This window comes from Streptomyces sp. NPDC001401, from assembly GCF_042895385.1.
Lineage (GTDB): Bacteria > Actinomycetota > Actinomycetes > Streptomycetales > Streptomycetaceae > Streptomyces.
In genome coordinates this window covers 630213-648591 of record NZ_JBIAWI010000003.1, presented here as the reverse complement: position 1 = coordinate 648591, position 18379 = coordinate 630213, and the positions used below count along the sequence as shown (strand labels likewise).

18 protein-coding genes are annotated in these 18379 nt (G+C 71.1%); 7 read left to right on the top strand and 11 right to left on the bottom strand.

Going from position 1 to position 18379, the window contains the following annotated elements; translation table 11 throughout:
* Positions 1-9: 9 nt before the first annotated feature.
* The 4 genes from ACFY10_RS14910 to ACFY10_RS14895 all read right to left on the bottom strand — a co-directional run bounded on the left by ACFY10_RS14910 (position 10) and on the right by ACFY10_RS14895 (position 4116).
* Entirely contained in the window at positions 10-1875 is a 1866-nt protein-coding gene (locus ACFY10_RS14910) for an exo-alpha-sialidase (protein WP_390665484.1), read from the bottom strand.
* Between the two features lie 106 nt (positions 1876-1981).
* Positions 1982-2725, bottom strand: coding sequence for a collagen-like protein (locus ACFY10_RS14905; protein WP_390665483.1), 744 nt, complete (start codon positions 2723-2725; stop codon positions 1982-1984).
* Positions 2722-2994: a hypothetical protein gene (locus ACFY10_RS14900; protein WP_390665482.1), complete on the bottom strand. Its 273-nt coding sequence runs from the start codon at positions 2992-2994 to the stop codon at positions 2722-2724. The genes ACFY10_RS14905 and ACFY10_RS14900 overlap by 4 nt, the downstream gene beginning before the upstream one ends.
* Positions 2995-3198: 204 nt before the next feature.
* Entirely contained in the window at positions 3199-4116 is a 918-nt protein-coding gene (locus ACFY10_RS14895; protein ID WP_390665579.1) for a zinc-binding alcohol dehydrogenase family protein, read from the bottom strand.
* A gap of 104 nt (positions 4117-4220) precedes the next feature.
* Between ACFY10_RS14895 and ACFY10_RS14890 the strand changes: the two genes are divergently transcribed.
* Together ACFY10_RS14890 and ACFY10_RS14885 are read left to right on the top strand one after the other, a co-directional pair.
* Entirely contained in the window at positions 4221-4658 is a 438-nt protein-coding gene (locus tag ACFY10_RS14890) for a MarR family transcriptional regulator (RefSeq protein WP_266962818.1), read from the top strand.
* Between the two features lie 19 nt (positions 4659-4677).
* Entirely contained in the window at positions 4678-5202 is a 525-nt protein-coding gene (locus ACFY10_RS14885) for an isochorismatase family protein (protein WP_390665481.1), read from the top strand.
* Positions 5203-5224: 22 nt separating this feature from the next.
* Here the strand turns inward: ACFY10_RS14885 and ACFY10_RS14880 are convergent, their stop codons facing one another.
* Positions 5225-5944, bottom strand: a complete 720-nt coding sequence (locus ACFY10_RS14880) for an SDR family oxidoreductase (RefSeq protein ID WP_390665480.1) — start codon at positions 5942-5944, stop codon at positions 5225-5227.
* Between the two features lie 131 nt (positions 5945-6075).
* Between ACFY10_RS14880 and ACFY10_RS14875 the strand changes: the two genes are divergently transcribed.
* On the top strand, positions 6076-6897 hold the full coding sequence (locus tag ACFY10_RS14875) for a LysR family transcriptional regulator (RefSeq protein WP_390665479.1): 822 nt from the start codon (positions 6076-6078) through the stop codon (positions 6895-6897).
* Between the two features lie 191 nt (positions 6898-7088).
* Here ACFY10_RS14875 and fdhD read toward each other — a convergent pair whose 3' ends face one another.
* The 5 genes from fdhD to ACFY10_RS14850 are packed head-to-tail and all read right to left on the bottom strand — an operon-like array spanning position 7089 to position 13518.
* Positions 7089-7937 carry a formate dehydrogenase accessory sulfurtransferase FdhD gene (gene fdhD / locus ACFY10_RS14870; protein ID WP_390665478.1) on the bottom strand — a complete coding sequence of 283 codons (849 nt, stop codon included), beginning with the start codon at positions 7935-7937 and terminating at the stop codon, positions 7089-7091.
* Between the two features lie 8 nt (positions 7938-7945).
* Complete coding sequence (locus tag ACFY10_RS14865) at positions 7946-8806, bottom strand: 2Fe-2S iron-sulfur cluster-binding protein (protein ID WP_390665477.1); 861 nt, start codon at positions 8804-8806, stop codon at positions 7946-7948.
* A complete protein-coding gene (locus ACFY10_RS14860) occupies positions 8803-10626 on the bottom strand; it encodes an NADH-ubiquinone oxidoreductase-F iron-sulfur binding region domain-containing protein (RefSeq protein WP_390665476.1) in 1824 nt (607 codons plus the stop codon). The genes ACFY10_RS14865 and ACFY10_RS14860 overlap by 4 nt, the downstream gene beginning before the upstream one ends.
* A 4-nt stretch (positions 10627-10630) precedes the next feature.
* Entirely contained in the window at positions 10631-12550 is a 1920-nt protein-coding gene (locus ACFY10_RS14855) for a molybdopterin oxidoreductase family protein (RefSeq protein ID WP_390665475.1), read from the bottom strand.
* On the bottom strand, positions 12547-13518 hold the full coding sequence (locus ACFY10_RS14850; protein ID WP_390665474.1) for a 2-dehydropantoate 2-reductase: 972 nt from the start codon (positions 13516-13518) through the stop codon (positions 12547-12549). The genes ACFY10_RS14855 and ACFY10_RS14850 overlap by 4 nt, the downstream gene beginning before the upstream one ends.
* Positions 13519-13743: 225 nt before the next feature.
* Here ACFY10_RS14850 and ACFY10_RS14845 point away from each other — a divergent pair, with 225 nt between their 5' ends.
* The 4 genes from ACFY10_RS14845 to ACFY10_RS14830 all read left to right on the top strand — a co-directional run bounded on the left by ACFY10_RS14845 (position 13744) and on the right by ACFY10_RS14830 (position 17109).
* Positions 13744-15078: an OFA family MFS transporter gene (locus ACFY10_RS14845; protein WP_390665473.1), complete on the top strand. Its 1335-nt coding sequence runs from the start codon at positions 13744-13746 to the stop codon at positions 15076-15078.
* Positions 15047-15181, top strand: coding sequence for a hypothetical protein (locus ACFY10_RS14840; protein WP_266962832.1), 135 nt, complete (start codon positions 15047-15049; stop codon positions 15179-15181). The genes ACFY10_RS14845 and ACFY10_RS14840 overlap by 32 nt, the downstream gene beginning before the upstream one ends.
* Before the next feature lie 172 nt (positions 15182-15353).
* Positions 15354-16292, top strand: a complete 939-nt coding sequence (locus ACFY10_RS14835) for a beta-ketoacyl-ACP synthase III (RefSeq protein ID WP_390665472.1) — start codon at positions 15354-15356, stop codon at positions 16290-16292.
* Between the two features lie 139 nt (positions 16293-16431).
* Entirely contained in the window at positions 16432-17109 is a 678-nt protein-coding gene (locus ACFY10_RS14830) for a GntR family transcriptional regulator (protein ID WP_390665471.1), read from the top strand.
* Here ACFY10_RS14830 and ACFY10_RS14825 read toward each other — a convergent pair.
* Entirely contained in the window at positions 17088-18266 is a 1179-nt protein-coding gene (locus ACFY10_RS14825; protein ID WP_390665470.1) for a low temperature requirement protein A, read from the bottom strand. The two genes, ACFY10_RS14830 and ACFY10_RS14825, sit on opposite strands and share 22 nt — an antisense overlap.
* Positions 18267-18379 lie beyond the last annotated feature (113 nt).

Genomic DNA, 18379 nt, shown 5'->3' with positions numbered 1-18379 from the left:
CACGGGACGTTAGTGGCTGCCGCTCACATGGTCCATGGGCAGCCAGAGCACGGTGTCCTTCACGGAGGTGTCGCGGCCGGCGAGTTCCTCGTCGCTCAGCGCCCGGTCCCACACATGGACGTCGTCGATCGCGCCGGTGAAGAAGGCCCGGCTGTCCATGCGCTGCCCGATGTGTACACCGAACGGCGAGTTGCGGCTGACCGAACCGGGCACGTCTGCGGTGCTGAGCTCCGTACCGTCGATGAACAGCGTGAGCCGACCGCCGCCGCGCCGCAGCGCCAGATGGTGCCACTGCCCGTCGTTGTAGGCGCCGGTCGTGCGGACATACGCGGACTGCGGGGCAGCCGCGCCGTTGCGCACGGTGATCAGGCCCTGGATGCGGTTGCTCGCGGGCTCGCCCCGCAGCCAGACCTGGGGCTGGGTGGTGCCGATCCCGCCCATCCACAGCAGCGGCTGCTCCCCGGTCGTGGCCGTGTACCGGAACCAGAGCGAGGCCGTGAAGTCCTTTGTCCCGAGCGGGAGTTCGTCGCGATACGGCAGGCGTACGGCGTCGTCGGCGCCGTCGAACTCCAGCGCCCCGGCGAACACCCCGTCCGTCTCCTCGGCGCCGCCGAGCACGGCCGCGGGCCTGGCGTACGGGGCCCGGTCGACGGTGGTCGGGTCCGGGCCGCGGCGCGGCTGCAGCCAGTCCTCGGTGAAGCGGGCGAAGCGGATCTCGTCGCGTGCGTCGACGGCACCGCCCTCGTACATCAGCCCCACGGTGTCGTGGTCGATCCGCGCCATGTCGGAGTAGCCCGACCAGTCCGTCGTCACGACCGTGCCGCGGTCCACGCTGTCCCAGGTGCGGCCGCCGTCGTACGAGGAGCGGATCATCATGGTCCGGCGGCGGTCCGGATCACCCGGGCAGGCCAGCAGGATGCGGTCGCCAAGGCGCAGCATCGAGCCCTGGACCTGGGGCGTGTAGAGGTCGGGCAGGTCACGGAAGGGGGCGGTGAAGCTGTCGCCGCCGTCCCGGCTGACCGCCTGGGTGCGGTGGCCGAGGTCGGTGCCGTCCTGTTCGCGGCCGCTGACCAGGACCGAGCCGTCGGTGCGCTCGGTGAGCGTGACCTCGGAGGGCTTCTGCCGGAAGGTGCCGTCGTCGGCGATCGGCCAGGAGTCGGTGGCACCGATCCGCCAGTTCTCGCCGCCGTCGTCGCTCACGATCAGCGCCGCATGGTTGGCGGTGACCCGACTGCCCTTCCACGTCTCGGTGTTGACGCCGAAGACCAGCCGCCCGGCATGCCTGCCGCGGGTGAGCTGGATGCCGTGCACGGGCCCGGTGGCGTACCAGGAGTTCCAGTCCGCGGGCAGGATCTCGGAGCTGAGGTCACGCGGCTCGGACCACGTCAGCCCGTCGTCGTCGCTGTACTGCAGATGCGGGGTCCGGTCGCAGGGCACCGAACAACTGGAGCCGTCCGCACGGCCCGTGTTGTACGTCTCGGCCAGCAGGATGCGGCCCGTTGTGTGGTCCACGACCGGCGCCGGGTTGCCGTGCGTGTCGCCGCCGCCCTCGGTGACGACCTGGAGCGGGCCCCAGGTGCGGCCGCCGTCCGTGGAGCGCTTGAGGACGATGTCGATGTCGCCGGCGTCCCCGCAGTTGCGGACGCGCCCCTCGGCGAACGCCAGCAGTGTGCCGTCGGCGCTCTTCACGATCGCCGGTATGCGGAAGCAGGCGTAGCCGGGGTCCTGGGCGGCCTTGAAGATGACCTGCTGGTCGAACTCGGGGGTTGCGGTGGGGGGTTGGGCGTGCGCGGGATTCGGTGACACGGCCAGTGCGGCCGTGACGGCGACTGCTGCGATGACGGTTCTCAGACGTGCGCGAAGACGTGACGGCATGGTGCGAACCTGCCCTTCAGAGGTCTGGACATCTGGACATCCCACGTCCAATGTCCGTGCCACAGAGGCTAGTTGGGGCCTCCGGAGCCTCACAAGGACCGTGCAGCTACTCGCCGGGATCGCGGCGGCGCAGAACCGGGAGGACCGGGAGTACGGCCGCGGGACCGGGACTCGGCGCCGGAGCGGCCGCGCCCGCCTTGCGGCAGACCAGGGCGTCCGGGTCGGTGGCGGGGACCTGGAGGGTGTAGCCGTCGGGGCAGGCGGGGCCCGGCGGGCCCTGGGGGCCGGGGTCGCCCTTCTCGCCCTTCGGGCCCTGAATGCCCTGGGAGCCCTGGGTGCCGTCGACGCCCGAGCGGCCCTCGGGACCGGCGGCTCCGTCGGGCCCCGTGGCACCGGGATCGCCGGGCGGACCGGACGGACCCGGGGAGCCCTCCGGCCCCTCGGGTCCCGGTGGCCCCGACGGGCCGGGCTCGCCGCGCGGTCCGCTTGCGCCGGCCGCGCCGCCGGCACCCGTGGCTCCGCGCTCGCCCTTCGCGCCACGCGCGCCGGGCAGCGCCGCCGGCACCCGGATCCGGTCGAGCAGGTCGTGGACCGCCTCGGACGGGTCGGGTGCGGCCGGGGTGCCGCCACCGGCCCGGACCTGGGCGCGCAGGGCGCGGACATCCGCGGCGAGCGTGGACACGGCCTTGCCGCGGCGGTCGGCCTCGGCCTGCATCTGGTCGGCGCGGCGGTCCCCGGCGTCGATGCGCGCCCACAGGATCACGGCGACGCCGGACAGGGCGATCAGGACGCAGACGAGGAAGACGCTGCGCCAGCGGGGCGCGAGCAGCCGCTCGAAACGGGACTTCACGGCGCACCTCCGAGGCGGTGGATGTCGAGCCGTAGCCGTGCGATCTCCGACTGGTCGGCCGCGTGCATGGTGGACAACTCGCTGATGCGCGTGTCCCGTTCGGCGACCTGACGTTCCAGGCGGTCGCGCTCGGTCTGCAGCTTGTCGGTCAGGCTGGAGTAGCCGCTCAGCGCGTTCTCCCCGCGCTTGCCCAGATACGCCACGGCGGCTGCCCCGAGCACGCCCGTGGCCGCCAGTAACGAGCCGAGCAGGGTGGTGCCGGCATCCAAGTGACTGCCTCCTACTTGGATCTCCTACTTGCGGATCTCCTATTTGGACGACGGGCCGCACCGGCCGCGACCCTTTGAACTCACCGGACACAACGAGCCAGTCGCCGCCGGGGGTCTGCCATGGCCGCCGACTACGCCGGATGGGTGGTGACGGAGCGTCAGGGCTGACGCATAGATGCAGATTTCAGGGCGCAGCCGCAGATTTCAGGGGCGCAGGACCACCTTGCCCAGGTTGCTCCGCGACTCGATCACCGCATGCGCCTTCGCCGCGTCCTCCAGCGCGAACTCCCCGTGCACGGCAGGCTTCAACGCGCCCTCCGTGAACAGCTGCCACAGCTCCTGACGCAGGCGCTCGTACAATTCCGGCTTCCCGCGGGCGATCCGCGCCATCTGGAAGCCGATCACGGACTTGGCGCCGACGAGAAGGTCGTACGCCTGGATCGTCCCGCCGCCCGAGCTGTACGCCACCAGCCGCCCGCCCGGAGCGAGGGCGGCGACGGCCGGGGTGAGGAGTTCGCCGCCGACCGCGTCCAAGACGTAGTCGACGGGAGCTCCCCAGCTGTCGTCGTCGTACACGACGACGTCGTCGGCGCCGAGGGAACGCACGAAGTCGGCCTTGCCCGGATCGGACACCGCGCCCGCCACCCGGGCCGCACCCCGCACCCTCGCCAGCTGCACGGCCAGGTGGCCGACCCCGCTCGCGGCGGCCGTGACCAGCGCCGTCTCGCCCGGTTCGGGGCGCGCGGACTCCAGGGCGCCGAGGGCGACGAGGCCGCTGCGGACGAGGGCGACCGCGTCGACGGCCGACGCGGTGTCCGGCACGGGGGAGGCCATGGCCTCGTGCAGGAGCGCGAAATCGGCGTAGCCGTGCCCGAAGCACAGCCCGGTCACGCGGTCGCCCGCGCGGAATCGGGTGACGCCCTCGCCGACTGCCACGACCTCGCCCGCGATCTCACCGCCCAGCGGGATCGGCTCGGCGGCCTCGGTGACCTTGCGGACGACGGGGAGCGTGACGCCCACGGCCTCGCAGCGGACGAGGAGTTCGCCGGGGCCGGGCTCGGGGACCGGGGCTTCCTCCACAAGCAAAGGGCCGCCGGTGGACTCGTAGCGGACGCGGCGCATCACACCTCCAGGCATCGTTGGGACTCCCAACGGATTCATTGGGCGTCCCAACGGTAGCCCGAGAGTCATTGGGAAGTCCAATGATTCTTCGCTAGGGTGTCGGCATGCCCGAAGCCCCCCTCGCCGCGATCCGCTCCCTGCCCAGCTGGCTGCTCGGCCGTGCCGCCGCGCGCGGCCGGGCCCTGGTGGCCGAGGCGCTGGCCGCGGAAGGGCTGAAGATGTGGCACCACGTGGTGCTCTCCGCCGTCCGTGACCTCGGCCCCGTCGCCCAGGCCGACCTCGGGCGCAGCGTGCAGCTCGACCCGAAGGACCTGGTCGGTGTCCTCAACGACCTGCAGTCCGCGGGCCTCGTCGTACGGGAACCGGACCCCAAGGACCGGCGCAAGAACGCGGTGTCGCTCACCGGGCAGGGCGCACGGCTGCTGAAGCGCTGCGAGCGCGCGGCGCGCACGGCCAACGACGAGCTGCTCGCGCCGCTGTCGGCGGCCGAACGCGACCGGTTCATGGGCCTGTTGATCCGGATTTCCGGTACGGAGAGCTGACGGCGGATAACGTTCCGTCATGGCCGTATCCCTCGCCCTCGATCCCGCGCGCAGCGCCCTTGTCCTCGTCGATCTGATGGACCGGATCGTCGCGCTGCCCCTGGAGCCCCGCAAGGGCACCGAAGTCCTGTCCGCCGCCGAGGAGTTGGCGACCGCGTTCCGCTCGGCGGGCGCCACCGTCGTCCTCGTCCGCGTCGAACGCCCCGCCGTCGCCGAACAGCCGCCCGGCAGCGGGCTGGTGCCCGGCCTGGCCCGGGACGGCGACCTGGAGGTCGTGAAGCGGACCATCGGCGGCTTCCAGGGCACGGGACTGGACGATCTCCTGCGCGGCCGCGGCGTCAACACACTCGTCTTCGGCGGTATCGCCACCAACCTCGGCGTCGAGTCCACCGCCCGGGCCGCCGGAGACCTCGGCTACGACCTGGTCTTCGTCGAGGACGCCATGGCCGCACTCACGGCCGCCGAGCACGAGGCGTCGGTGCGGCTGGACTTCCCGCGGCTGGGCACCGTGGTGGCGGCGGCCGAGGTGCGGTTCGTGGCCTGAGCCGCACCCCTCGGCGCAGGCCTCAGACGAGCGTTCCGCCGCCGTCCACCGTGACGACCGAGCCGGTGCTGTAGCCGCCGCGCATCAGATAGAGGTACGCCTCGGCGACGTCGGCAGGCTCGCCGACCCGGCCCACGGGGAGCGAGCCGGCGGCGGACGCGTACAGGCCCTCGCGCTCCGCCTCGGGCAGGTCGCGCCACAGCTCGGTGCGGATCACGCCGGGCGAGACGACGTTGACCCGGACCGGGGCGAGCTCCAGGGCCAGTGCGCGGGTGAGCGACTCCATCGCCCCGCACAGGCTCGCCGCGACCGTCGTGCCCGGCATCGGACGCCGGCCGGCGGTGCCGGTCGTCAGGACCACGGAACCGCCGGGCCGGACGGACGCGGCGCCGTGCTTGACGGCCGTGTACGCGCCCCACAGCCGGGTGTCCAGGAAGCGCCGGGCCCGCCCCAGGTCGGACTCGGCGAGGCCCTCCATCAGGATGGAGTCACCGGCCGTGTAGACGAGGTGGTCGAAGTCGCCGACCCGGTCGAAGAAGGCGTGTACGGCCTCCTCGTCGGTCGCGTCCAGGGTGTGCCCCTCGGCGCCGGCCGGCAGCCGCTTCAGCGCGGCGTCCACGCTCTCCTGCCGGCGCGAGGCGACCACCACGTCCGCACCCTCCCGGGCGGCGCCCTTCGCGACCGCCAGTCCGATCCCCGCCGTACCGCCGATGACGACGATCCGCTGTCGTTGCAGGCTCATGCCGCTCCCCTTGTGTCGTGGGTTTCCGTCGTGGGTTCGCGATCCAGCATGCGACCGCCCCCGACCAGGCGTCCAAGACCTCTTCGAGCAGTGGCGATACCCTGAAGGCATCGCGGACGGAAGGGGCACTCATGGACCTCGACCTGCGGAAGGTCCGCTACTTCGTGGCGGTGGCCGAGCTGCTGCACTTCGGGCGGGCCGCCGAGGAGCTGCACATCGCGCAGCCTGTGCTGAGCCGTCAGATCAAGGCTCTGGAGAAGGACTTGGGCGCCGTGCTGTTCGAACGCAACAGCCACGGCGTGACCTTGACGGCTGCGGGGCGCCAACTCCTCGACGACGCAGTTCAGTTGCTCGCCGCCGCCGATGCGACCCGGCGCAGGGTGCGGCGGACCGCCCGGGGCCCGCGCCGGCTCGTCGTGGGGTTTCGCGCGGGCGTCGTCGTCACGCAGGCTCTGCGTGCCTTCGGTGCCGCGCACCCGGACGTCGACGTCCAGGCCCGCCGCGTCGAGTGGGACGATCAGGAGCGACTGATCCTCGACGGGACCGTCGACCTCGCGTATGTGCGCAGGCCCATCGACGAGCGCGGCCTCAGGCTGCTCCCGCTGTTCACCGAGGCCCGGGTGGCGATGCTGCCCGCGGACCACCGGCTCGCCGGAAAGCAGGAGCTGGCCCTGTCCGACCTGGACGGCGAGACCTGGCTGCGCTACTCCGACCCCGGGCCCGACGACGTGCCGATCCGCACGGTCGAGGAGAAGTTCGAGCGGGTGGCGGCGGGCACGGGCATCACGCTCGTACCGGTGTCGATCGCCGAGCAGTACTCCCGCCCCGACATCATCTACGTGCCCGTGCCGGACGCCGAAGCCGACCAGGTGTTCCTCGCCTGGGAGACGGACCGCCGCTCACCCCTGGTCGCGGCCTTCGTCGAAGCGGCACGGGCCCTGGGGCCTGCCTGACAATTCCCGCCTGTTGCGCGGCGTCCGGCACCATCCTCGCGGCGTTGCCGAACCGCCCACGCGGCTCTTCCCCCGCTCGCCTGGCGGACAACGGAAATTGTCAGGCAGGCCCTGGTCTGAGGCGGGGCCCCTCCGGCGCAGGGGGCGCTCCCCGCCGGGCGGGGCCCCGCCGCCGTGTCGCGGAGAGCCGGTCACCCCTGGGCGGCCGCGGTCCGCAAGGCGATGCGGTTCTCGCCCGCGTACACGTTCATGGAGCTGCCCCGCAGGAAGCCCACCAGGGTCAGACCCGTCTCCGCGGCCAGGTCGACGGCGAGGGAGGAGGGCGCCGAGACCGCCGCCAGGACCGGGATCCCGGCCATGACCGCCTTCTGCGCCAGCTCGAACGAGGCGCGGCCCGAGACCAGCAGGATCGTGCGGGACAGCGGCAGGTCGCCGTTCTGCAGGGCGCGCCCCACCAGCTTGTCGACCGCGTTGTGCCGGCCCACGTCCTCCCGTATGTCCAGCAGCTCGCCGTCCTCCGTGAACAGGGCCGCCGCGTGCAGACCCCCGGTCCGGTCGAAGACCCGCTGGGCCGCGCGCAGCCGGTCGGGGAGGCTCGCGAGCAGCTCGGGTTCGACGCGGACCGGGGGAGTGTCGGCTATCGGCCAGCGGGCCGTCGTACGGACCGCGTCCAGGCTCGCCTTGCCGCACAGCCCGCAGGACGAGGTGGTGTACACGTTCCGCTCGAGCGTGATGTCGGGGATCGCGACGCCCGGCGCGGTCCGCACGTCCACCACGTTGTACGTGTTCGAGCCGTCGACCGTGGCCCCCGCGCAGTACACGATGTTCTGCAGATCGTCCTGCTCCGCGAGCACGCCCTCGCTGACCAGGAAGCCCGCGGCCAGCGCGAAGTCGTCGCCCGGGGTGCGCATGGTGATCGCGAGCGGCTTGCCGTTCAGCCGGATCTCCAGCGGTTCCTCGGCGACGAGCGTGTCCGGGCGGGCGGAGACGGCCCCGTCCCGGATGCGGATCACCTTGCGTCGTTCCGTGACTCGTCCCATGTCGTGTCTCAGTCCCGGTTCTGTACGTGCTGGTAGCCGAAGCGGCCCTTGATGCAGAGGTTGCCGTGGGTCACCGGGTTGTCGTGCGGTGAGGTGACCTTCACGATTTCATTGTCCTGCACGTGGAGAGTGAGGTTGCAGCCCACTCCGCAGTACGCGCACACCGTCGTCGTCTCCGTCTGCGCCGACCGGTCCCACGTACCTGCCGCGCGCATGTCGAACTCCGACTTGAACGACAGCGCCCCCGTCGGGCACACCTCGATGCAGTTCCCGCAGTACACGCACGCCGAGTCGGTGAGCGGCGCGTCGTGCTCGACGGCGATCCGGGCGTCGAAGCCGCGGCCGGAGACCGAGATGGCGAAGGTGTTCTGCCACTGGTCGCCGCAGGCGTCCACGCACTTGTAGCAGAGGATGCACTTGTCGTAGTCGCGTACGTACAGATCGTTGTCGACCTTGGGCTCCTCGCCCAGGCGGGCCGCGTCCGGGCCGAAACGGTCCGGCTTCGCCTCGTACTCCTTGATCCAATCAGCGACTTGTGGCGTCGTCGACAAGTCGACCGACGAGGCGAGCAGTTCGAGGACGATCTTGCGGCTGTGGCGGGCCCGTTCCGTGTCGGTGCGGACCTCCATACCGGGCTCTGCCCGGCGGGAGCAGGCGGGGACCAGGGTGCGGGAGCCCTCGACCTCGACGACGCAGACGCGGCAGGCGTTCTTGGGCCGCAGCGTGTCGCCCTGGCAGAGGGTCGGGACGTCCTTCCCGGCCGCCCGGCAGGCGTCGAGGATCGTCGAGCCCTCGGGCGCCCGGACCGCCTGGCCGTCGATGGTGAACTCCAGCAGCCGACGCGGGATCCCCAGCGGTGTCACGGTCATTCGTACGCCCCCAGACGGTCGATGGCGGATTCCACGGCGTTCCACGCGGTCTGTCCCAGACCGCAGATCGAGGCGTCCCGCATCGCGCGGCCGACCTCCCTGAGCAGGGCGATGTCGTCGGCGGCCGCCGCCCCCGTGCGCTCGGCGATCCGGTGCAGCGCCTCCTCCTGGCGCACGGTCCCGACCCGGCAGGGCACGCACTGGCCGCAGGACTCGTCGCGGAAGAACTCGGCGATGCGCAGCAGTAGCCGGGGGAGCGGCACGGTGTCGTCGAAGGCCATGACGACCCCCGAGCCGAGTGTCGTGCCCGCCTCCCGCGTGCCTTCGAAGGTGAGCGGGATGTCCAGTTCGTCCGGCCTTACGAAGCCGCCCGCCGCGCCGCCGAGCAGCACCGCCCGCAGCCGCTCGCGCACACCTGCCCGCTCGAGCAGGTCGCCGAGGGTGGCGCCGAAGGGCAGCTCGTAGATGCCGGGCCGGTCCACGCTGCCTGAGACGCAGAACAGCTTCGGCCCGGTGGACCTCCCGGTGCCGATCGCCGCGTAGGCCGGGGCGCCCATCGTCAGGATCGGCAGCACGTTGATCAGCGTCTCGACATTGTTCTCCACGGTCGGTTTGCCGAACAGACCCTTCTCCACCGGGAAGGGCGGCTTCGAGCGCGGCTCGCCCCGGTAGCCCTCGATGGAGTTGAACAGGGCCGTCTCCTCGCCGCAGATGTAGGCGCCCGCGCCCCGCCGGATCTCGATGTCGAAGGCGTAGCCCTGGCCGAGGACGTCGTCGCCGAGGAAGCCACGCGCGCGTGCCTGCACGATGGCGTGCTCCAGGCGGTGCAGGGCGCGCGGGTACTCGCCGCGCAGGTAGAGGTGGCCCCGGTGGGCGCCGGTCGCGTACGCCGCGATCGTCATCGCTTCGACCAGTGCGTACGGGTCGCCCTCCATGATCACGCGGTCCTTGAAGGTGCCCGGCTCGGACTCGTCGGCATTGCACACCAGGTAGTGCGGGTGGTCGGGCTGCGACGCCGTGGCCTGCCATTTGCGGCCGGTGGGGAAGGCGGCGCCGCCGCGCCCGACCAGTCCGGAGTCGGTGACCTCGCGGATGACCCCGGCGGGGCCGAGCTCGAAGGCCCGGCGCAGGGCGGTGTAGCCGCCGTGGGAGCGATAGTCGTCGAGGCTTTCCGGGTCCACCACACCGACCCGCCGAAGGAGGACCAGGCCGTCCTGTCCCGCCTGGGGCACCGCCATCGCCGCCGGCGGTTCCTCCGGCGCCGAGTCGGGTGCACTCGCGGCGAGTACGGCCGCCTCGACCGTCGCCGGCGCCGACACGGCCGTACGCACCGGGTCCCCGGCCTTGACCGCGAGTGCCGCCGGGGCCCGCTCGCACAGGCCGAGGCAGGGGCTGCGCTCGACGTGGACGCCACTGCCGAGCCCGAGCCGTGCTTTGACTCCGGCGCACAGCTCGGACGCCCCGGCCGCCGCGCAGGCCAGGTCCGTGCACACGTGGAGCACGGTCGCGGGGCGGGGCCCGACCGAGAACATGGCGTAGAAGGTGGCGACGCCGTACGCCTCCGCCGGCGGCACGGTCAGCCGCCGGCACAGGTAGTCCAGGGCGCCCTCGCTGATCCAGCCGATCCGGTCGTTGATCGCATGCAGCCCCGGCAACAGCAGGTCGCGCCTCTCCCGGGCCTCGCGGCCGCCGCGGGCCCACCTCAGGTCGGCGTCGGAACGGTCCGCCCCCTCCCACGAGGACTCCGGAGGGCCCAACAGGGCGTCCACGGCGGCCCGTTCGTCGTCCGTCGGCTTGCTGTCGCCGAAGTGCAGGTCCACCACATCACCTCACGATGGTCGCAACCGGAAGCTTCTCGATCCGGATCGCCGACGCCTTGAACTCCGCCGTCCCCGCGATCGGGCAGTTCGCCTCGATCGTCAGCTGGTTGGTGTCCACCTCGTCGGGAAAGTGCATGGTCATGAAGGCGAGCCCGGGGCGAAGAGCCGTGTCGACCCATACGGGCGCCACGACCGAACCCCGCCGCGAGGACACCTGGACCTCCTCGCCGACCACGACCCCGTAGCGCTCGGCGTCCTCCGGGCACAGCTCGATGTACTCGCCGCGGCGCAGCGGGGAGGAGAAACCGCCGCTCTGCACACCGGTGTTGTAGGAGTCGAGGCGCCGCCCGGTCGTCAGCCGGACGGGGTAGTCCTCGTCGGTGAGGTCGACGGGCGGATCGTGCTGGACGATTCCGAAGGGCGCGGGCATCCCGCGCCTGGCCGGGTCCTTCTCCCACAACCGTCCGTGCAGATAGGTCGGTTCGAGCCCGTCGGTGCTCGGGCACGGCCACTGGATGCCCTGCTGCTCCTCCAGGCGCTCGTACGTCATCCCGTAGTGGTCCGGAGAGACCGAGCGCAGCTCGTTCCAGACGGCCTCGGCGTCGGCGTACTTCCAGTCGTGGCCGAGGCGTGCCGCCAGCTCGCACATGATGTCGATGTCCTCGCGGGCCTCGCCGGGCGGGGCGACCGCACGCCGCACCCGCTGAACTCGCCGCTCGCTGTTGGTGGTTGTGCCGTCGGTCTCGGCCCAGCCGGCGGTCGCGGGCAGGACAACGTCCGCCAGCTCGGCCGTCTTGGTGAGGAAGATGTCCTGCACGACGAGGAAGTCGAGCTGCCGCATCCGGCGTACGGCCTGCTCGCTGTCGGCCTCCGACTGTGCCGGGTTCTCACCGATGCAGTAGACGGCCCTGAGCGTGCCCTCCTCCATCGCCTCGAACATCTCCGTGAGATTCAGCCCGTAGTGGGGCTGGATGACGGTGTCCCAGGCCGACTCGAACTTCAGTCGGGAGTCCGGGTCGAGGATGTCCTGGAAGCCGGGCAGGCGGTTGGGGATGGCGCCCATGTCGCCGCCGCCCTGCACGTTGTTCTGGCCGCGCAGGGGCTGCAACCCGGCGCCGTACCGGCCCACTTGGCCGGTCAGCAGCGACAGGTTGATCAGCGCGCGGACGTTGTCCGTGCCGTTGTGGTGCTCTGTGATGCCGAGGGTCCAGCACAGCTGTGCACGCTCGGCGCGGGCGTAGGCATGCGCCAACTCCCTTATGGCGCGGGCCGGTACGCCCGTCACCTTCTCGGCGAGGGACAGCGTCCACGGTTCGACGAGCTTCCTGTACTCCTCGAAGCCGGAGGTGGCCCGCTCGATGAACGCCTCGTTCGCCAGCCCCGCGTGGATGATTTCGCGGCCGATCGCGTGCGCCATCGGGATGTCGGTGCCGACGTTGAGGCCGAGCCAGCTCTCAGCCCACTCGGCCGTCGACGTGCGGCGCGGGTCCACGGCGTACATCCGGGCGCCGTTCCTGATCCCCTTCAGGACGTGCTGGAAGAAGATCGGGTGCGCGAAGCGGGCGTTGGAGCCCCACATCACGATGACGTCGGTGTGCTCTATCTCCTCGTACGAGGAGGTGCCGCCGCCTGAGCCGAACGCGGCGGAGAGACCGGCGACGCTCGGGGCGTGGCACGTGCGGTTGCAGGAGTCGACGTTGTTGGTGCCCATGACGACCCGCGCGAACTTCTGGGCCACGTAGTTCATCTCGTTCGTGGCGCGGGCACAGGAGAACATCCCGAAGGCGCTTCGGTTGCGCTCCAGGCCGCGGGCCGCGCGGTCCAGGGCATCCTCCCAACTCGCCTGTCGGAACGGCTCGTTGCGGGAGTCGCGGACGAGGGGGTGGGTCAATCGGGTGTAGGTCTTCGGTTGCCGTTTCCTCATGCGGCGCTCCTCAGCGCGAGCAGGTCCGAGATGGCGTGCACGGTGCGCAGCGTGGGCACCTCCACGCCGGTGATCCCCGCCAACTCGACGACGGCCGCGAGGAGTACGTCGAGTTCGAGCGGTTTGCCGCGCTCCAGGTCCTGGAGCGTGGAGGTGCGGTGGTCGCCGACGCGTTCGGCGCCGGCCAGGCGGCGTTCGATGGAGACGCCGACCTCGCAGCCGAGCGCCTCGGCGACTGCAAGGGTCTCGGCCATCATGGTCTCGATGACCTTGCGGGTGCCGCCGTGCAGACACATCTGCCGCATGGTGGCGCGGGCCAGCGCGCTGATCGGGTTGAAGGAGATGTTGCCGAGCAGCTTGAGCCAGATGTCGTTGCGCAGATCGGGCTCGACGGGGCACTTCAGGCCACCGGCCTGCATTGCCTCGCTGAAGGCCAGACAGCGCTTGGACACGCTGCGGTCGGGCTCGCCGATGGAGAACCGGGTGCCTTCCAAGTGCCGTACGACACCTGGTCCTTCGAGCTCGGTGGCCGCGTAGACGACACACCCGACGGCCCGCTTTGGCGCGAGCACCGCACTGACCGCGCCGTCCGGGTCCACGCTCTCGACGCGGTGGCCGTCGTGGGGGCCGCCGTGCCGGTGGAAGTACCACCAGGGGATGCCGTTCTGGGCGGCCACGACCGCCGTGGTCCCGTGCAGAAGGGGCTCGATCAGCGGCCCGCACGCCGCGTACGAGTTGGCCTTCAGGCCCAGGAGGACGTAGTCGACCGGGCCGATCTCGGCCGGGTCGTCGGTGGCGTGGGCGTGCGCGGTGAAATCGCCGCGCGGGCTGAGCACCCGGACTCCGTGCTGCCTCATGGCCGCCAAGTGCGGTCCACGGGCGACGAGATGCACATCGGCGCCGGCGCGATGGAGCGCGGCACCGACGTAGGCGCCGATCGCACCGGCGCCCAGAACTGCGACTTTCATGACGAGGGAGCTCCGTTCGGTCGAGGGATACCGCGGAGATGGCCGCACTGCCGAACTCTGTCGACTGAATATTGTCTACAGTATGGGGGTGGGGGCGACAAGGGTTCGCGCACGGTTCGGAAAACCGGTCGGTACGACCGCTCGGCGCGTCCCGCATACCGTTCATCGCATACGGTCGACGTGCCGCCTTCTCAACTCCCTTGCTGTTCCCTTACGTTCGGGATCATGAGTCCCCCTGTCGCACCGGCCGGCTGGAGCCGCTGGCTGGTTCCCCCCGCCGCTCTCTCCGTCCATCTCTCCATCGGCCAGGCCTACGCCTGGAGCGTTTTCAAGCCGCCCCTGGAGTCCTCGCTCGGCCTCAGCGGCACGCAGAGCGCGCTGCCCTTCCAGCTCGCCATCGTCATGCTCGGCCTGTCCGCGGCGTTCGGCGGCACGCTGGTGGAGCGCAACGGGCCGCGCTGGGCGATGACCGTCGCCCTGGTCTGCTTCTCGTCCGGCTTCCTGATCTCCGCGCTCGGCGCGGCCACCGAGCAGTACTGGCTGATCGTCCTCGGCTACGGCTTCGTCGGTGGCATCGGCCTCGGCATCGGTTACATCTCGCCCGTCTCCACGCTGATCAAGTGGTTCCCGGACCGGCCCGGCATGGCCACCGGCATCGCCATCATGGGCTTCGGCGGCGGCGCGCTCATCGCCTCGCCTTGGTCCACGCAGATGCTGGAGTCGTTCGGCACCGACAGCTCGGGGATCGCGCTCGCGTTCCTCGTGCACGGGTTGTCGTACGCCGTGTTCATGGCGCTGGGCGTGCTGCTGGTGCGGGTGCCGCGGACCGAGACGCCGGTCGAGGGCGCACCGAGCGCCTTCCAGGGGCCGCAGGTCTCCGCCAAGACGGCCATCCGCACCCCGCAGTTCTGGTGTCTGTGGGTCGTGCTCTGCATGAACGTGACCGCCGGCATCGGCATCCTGGAGAAGGCCGCTCCGATGATCCAGGACTTCTTCAAGAACACGTCGACCCCGGTCTCCATCTCGGCCTCGGCCGGTTTCGTGGCGCTGCTCTCCGCCGCCAACATGGCGGGCCGCATCGGCTGGTCGTCCACCTCCGACCTGATCGGACGCAAGAACATCTACCGCGTCTATCTGGGCTTCGGCGCGGTGATGTACGGGCTGATCGCCCTGTTCGGCGACTCCTCGAAGCCGCTGTTCATCCTGTGCGCGATGGTGATCCTGTCCTTCTACGGCGGTGGGTTCGCGACCATTCCGGCCTATCTGAAGGATCTCTTTGGAACGTATCAAGTCGGTGCGATCCACGGCCGGTTGCTCACCGCCTGGTCCACGGCCGGCGTCCTCGGACCGCTGATCGTGAACTGGATCGCCGACCACCAGAAGAGCGCCGGCAAGAGCGGCGCGTCCCTGTACGAGCTCTCCTTCATCATCATGATCGGCCTGCTCGTCGTCGGCTTCGTCGCCAACGAACTCGTCCGGCCCGTCCACGCCCGCCACCACATTCCCGCTCCCAGGGAGGAGACCGTCGATGTCGAACGACAGCAGCCAGAGTCCGCCTGACCGGCGCCCGCTGATCGCCTTCGCCTGGCTGTGGGTGGGGGCACCGCTCGCCTACGGGGTGTACGAGCTCGTACAGAAGGCGACGAAGCTGTTCACCGGGTGACTGCGGGTAACTGTTTCGGGAAGTGTCGGGGCGTCCCCCTCTGCCCCTTGGGGGATGACAGAATCCGACAACCCGGGCGCCCGAATCCTGTCGTCTCGGCTGCCGTCGTACCCGTGAGTCACTGATCAGACTGGTGGATCCCGCTACCCAAGGCAACGAGGGGGACCACCCAATGAACGGCTCGCGCATCGCCGCCGTCGGCCACTACCAGCCCGCCAAGGTACTCACCAACGAGGACCTGGCGGGTCTGGTCGACACCAGTGACGAGTGGATCACGTCCCGGGTGGGCATCCGCACACGCCACATCGCCGGGCCCGACGAGCCGGTCGACGAGCTGGCCGCCCACGCCGCCGCCAAGGCGCTCGCGGCGGCGGGTCTCGGGCCCGGCGACATCGACCTGGTGCTGGTCGCCACGTCCACCGCGGTCGACCGTTCGCCCAACATGGCCGCCCGGGTCGCCGCCCGCCTCGGCATCCCCTCGCCCGCCGCGATGGACGTCAACGTCGTGTGCGCCGGGTTCACCCACGCCCTGGCCACCGCCGACCACGCGGTCCGGGCGGGCGCCTCGACCCGTGCGCTGGTCATCGGCGCCGACAAGATGTCCGACGTGACCGACTGGAGCGACCGCACCACCTGCGTGCTCGTCGGCGACGGAGCGGGGGCCGCCGTCGTGGAAGCCTCGGACGAGTCCCGCATCGGGCCCGTGCTGTGGGGCTCCGTGCCCGAAATGGGGCACGCGGTGCGCATCGAGGGCACGCCCGCGCGGTTCGCGCAGGAGGGGCAGAGCGTCTACCGCTGGGCCACCACGCAGCTGCCGCCCATCGCACGCAAGGCCTGCGAGCGCGCCGGGCTCGCGCCCGAGGACCTCGCCGGAGTCGTGCTGCACCAGGCGAACCTGCGCATCATCGAGCCCCTCGCCGAGAAACTGGGTGCAGTCAACGCCGTCGTCGCCCGGGATGTCGCCGAGTCCGGGAACACCTCGGCGGCGAGCATCCCGCTCGCGTTCTCCAAGCTCGTCGAGCAGGGCGCCGTCTCGACCGGGGATCCGGTGCTGCTGTTCGGCTTCGGCGGGAACCTGTCGTACGCCGGACAGGTCGTCCGCTGCCCGTGACCTGCGCGTACGGCCCGATGTGACGCACTCGACCCCCCGTACCACTGGCCACTGTGCGCCGTAGACTGTAGACGAAAGACAATCCATACTGGCTTTCCGGCTGCAGTTGCTCCGCGCTGCTCAGGAGGGGGACCGACCGATGTTGTCGACAGGACTGCCGCAGGGCGCGGTACCCAAGCTCGAACGGCCCGGCCCGCTGCGCGACCGCGTTTACGAGGCACTCCTCGAACTCATCACCACGCGCGCCCTGCAGCCGGGCCAGCACCTCGTCGAGAGCGAACTCGCAGGCCACCTCGGTGTGTCGCGCCAGCCGGTGCGCGAGGCGCTGCAGCGGCTGAACACCGAGGGGTGGGTCGATCTGCGGCCCGCCCAGGGCGCGTTCGTGCACGAGCCGACGGAGGAGGAGGCCGACCAGCTCCTGACGGTCCGTACGCTCCTGGAGGCCGAGGCGGCGAGACTGGCCGCGGCGAACGCGGGCAGCGCCGGGATCTCGGTGCTGGAGGAGCTGTGCGCCGAGGGCGAGAAGGCGGTCGCGGCGGACGACGTGGACGCGGCCGTCGCCATGAACGCCCGCTTCCACGCGAAGATCATGGAGCTGGCGGGGAACGCGGTCCTCGCGGAGCTGGCGGCCCAGGTGGACCGCCGGGTGCGCTGGTACTACACGCCCATCGCCCGGCAGCGGGGCCGGCAGTCCTGGATCGAGCATCGGGCGCTGATCGCCGCGATCTCGGACCGGGACGAACAGCGGGCCACCCAGCTGATGCGCGAACACACCGAGCACACACGGCGGTCGTATCACGAGCGGGCGAAGGACTGAGCTTCCCTCGCGCTGCCGCAGGAACGGGCTTCGACCATCAGCATGACCACCAACACCCCCACCAGGGCGAGGAGTTCGGCGACCGCTGAGACACGGACGCCGAGCAGTGTGGTGGCCAGGGCCACCGGCGCTGCGGTCGCCCGGAAGCGCACCGGGTACAGGCGCAGGACCGCACGGAACGCCGCGTCCCCCGCGAGGAACAGCGCGACACCGCCCGCCAGGGCCAGCGCCGGGGCCGTGTGCAGGTGTTCCGTGAGATGGCCCAGCGTCTTCTTCACGCCCGTCGCCAGGTAGGCGATGCCGAGCAGCATCGGCAGGAAGGCGTAGTAGTACGCGTTCATCGCCAGGCGCCAGCGGTCCGGCGCCGGCGTCGCATGGAACGCCGCCTCGGCGCCCTCCTCGTCGCGCACGAAGTACGTCCACCACAGCGCGACAGCGAGCGCCAACGAGAGGAACGCCCCGCCGAACAGGCCCGGTGTGAGCGGCAGTTGGCCGATGCCGGTGCCGATCGCGATGACGGACTCGCCGAACGCGACGATCAGCAGCAGGCCATGGCGCTCCACGAAGTGCGCCGGGTCCAGGCTGCCCAGCTGGACGCGCATGACGTCGGCCGACCGCTGTCCGTCGGCCCTGCCCGGCCCGTGCTCGGCGAGGAACGGCGTCACGAACTGGAGGAGGATCGCGAGCAGCCAGAGGCCGTCCGCCGCGAGCCCGTCGAAGAGGCCTGCCGCCGTGACGGACACGGCGGCCAGTGCGTTCGGGACGCCGTACCAGACGGAGTCCCGGCCGTGGCTGCGGGTGTAGAGCGCGGTGTGCACGACGACGACGGCCAGGAAGCCGAGTCCGAAGACCACGCCGGTGTCGTCGAAGACACGGGGGATGGCGAGGGCGCAGACCAGGAATGCACCCATGCCCAGCATCAGCAGCAGGCGGCGTGCGGGGCGGTCCGGCGGCACCTGGTTGGTGAGGTACGCGTAGGCGCCGTACATCCAGAACAGCACCACGAAGATCAGCGCGACCCGGCCCGCCGTGACGAACGTCAGGTCGCCGGCGAGCAGAACGGTGAGCTGGGTGAGGGTGAAGACGAAGACGAGGTCGAAGAAGAGCTCGAGAGTGGTGACCCTGCGACCCGGCACTTTCTCCGTCGCGCTGTTCATGTGTGTTCCCCCTGGACCGATGTTGACCAGATCGTATGGGGCGGCCGGGCACGGGGCGTGCGAGTTTCGTTTGTCCTGAGAGTGGAGAAAGTCGACGGCAATTCGTGCACAGC

Excerpts from the sequence above, each read along its gene's own strand:
- ACFY10_RS14880 (WP_390665480.1), bottom strand. The coding sequence starts at position 5,944 with ATGAGCCTGCAACGACAGCGGATCGTCGTCATCGGCGGTACGGCGGGG.
- ACFY10_RS14850 (WP_390665474.1), bottom strand. The coding sequence starts at position 13,518 with ATGAAAGTCGCAGTTCTGGGCGCCGGTGCGATCGGCGCCTACGTCGGT.
- ACFY10_RS14865 (WP_390665477.1), bottom strand. The coding sequence starts at position 8,806 with ATGACCGTGACACCGCTGGGGATCCCGCGTCGGCTGCTGGAGTTCACC.
- ACFY10_RS14835 (WP_390665472.1), top strand. The coding sequence starts at position 15,354 with ATGAACGGCTCGCGCATCGCCGCCGTCGGCCACTACCAGCCCGCCAAG.
- ACFY10_RS14875 (WP_390665479.1), top strand. The coding sequence starts at position 6,076 with ATGGACCTCGACCTGCGGAAGGTCCGCTACTTCGTGGCGGTGGCCGAG.
- ACFY10_RS14890 (WP_266962818.1), top strand. The coding sequence starts at position 4,221 with ATGCCCGAAGCCCCCCTCGCCGCGATCCGCTCCCTGCCCAGCTGGCTG.
- ACFY10_RS14910 (WP_390665484.1), bottom strand. The coding sequence starts at position 1,875 with ATGCCGTCACGTCTTCGCGCACGTCTGAGAACCGTCATCGCAGCAGTC.
- ACFY10_RS14855 (WP_390665475.1), bottom strand. The coding sequence starts at position 12,550 with ATGAGGAAACGGCAACCGAAGACCTACACCCGATTGACCCACCCCCTC.
- ACFY10_RS14825 (WP_390665470.1), bottom strand. The coding sequence starts at position 18,266 with ATGAACAGCGCGACGGAGAAAGTGCCGGGTCGCAGGGTCACCACTCTC.
- ACFY10_RS14830 (WP_390665471.1), top strand. The coding sequence starts at position 16,432 with ATGTTGTCGACAGGACTGCCGCAGGGCGCGGTACCCAAGCTCGAACGG.
- ACFY10_RS14885 (WP_390665481.1), top strand. The coding sequence starts at position 4,678 with ATGGCCGTATCCCTCGCCCTCGATCCCGCGCGCAGCGCCCTTGTCCTC.
- ACFY10_RS14895 (WP_390665579.1), bottom strand. The coding sequence starts at position 4,116 with ATGCGCCGCGTCCGCTACGAGTCCACCGGCGGCCCTTTGCTTGTGGAG.
- fdhD (WP_390665478.1), bottom strand. The coding sequence starts at position 7,937 with ATGGGACGAGTCACGGAACGACGCAAGGTGATCCGCATCCGGGACGGG.
- ACFY10_RS14840 (WP_266962832.1), top strand. The coding sequence starts at position 15,047 with ATGTCGAACGACAGCAGCCAGAGTCCGCCTGACCGGCGCCCGCTGATC.
- ACFY10_RS14845 (WP_390665473.1), top strand. The coding sequence starts at position 13,744 with ATGAGTCCCCCTGTCGCACCGGCCGGCTGGAGCCGCTGGCTGGTTCCC.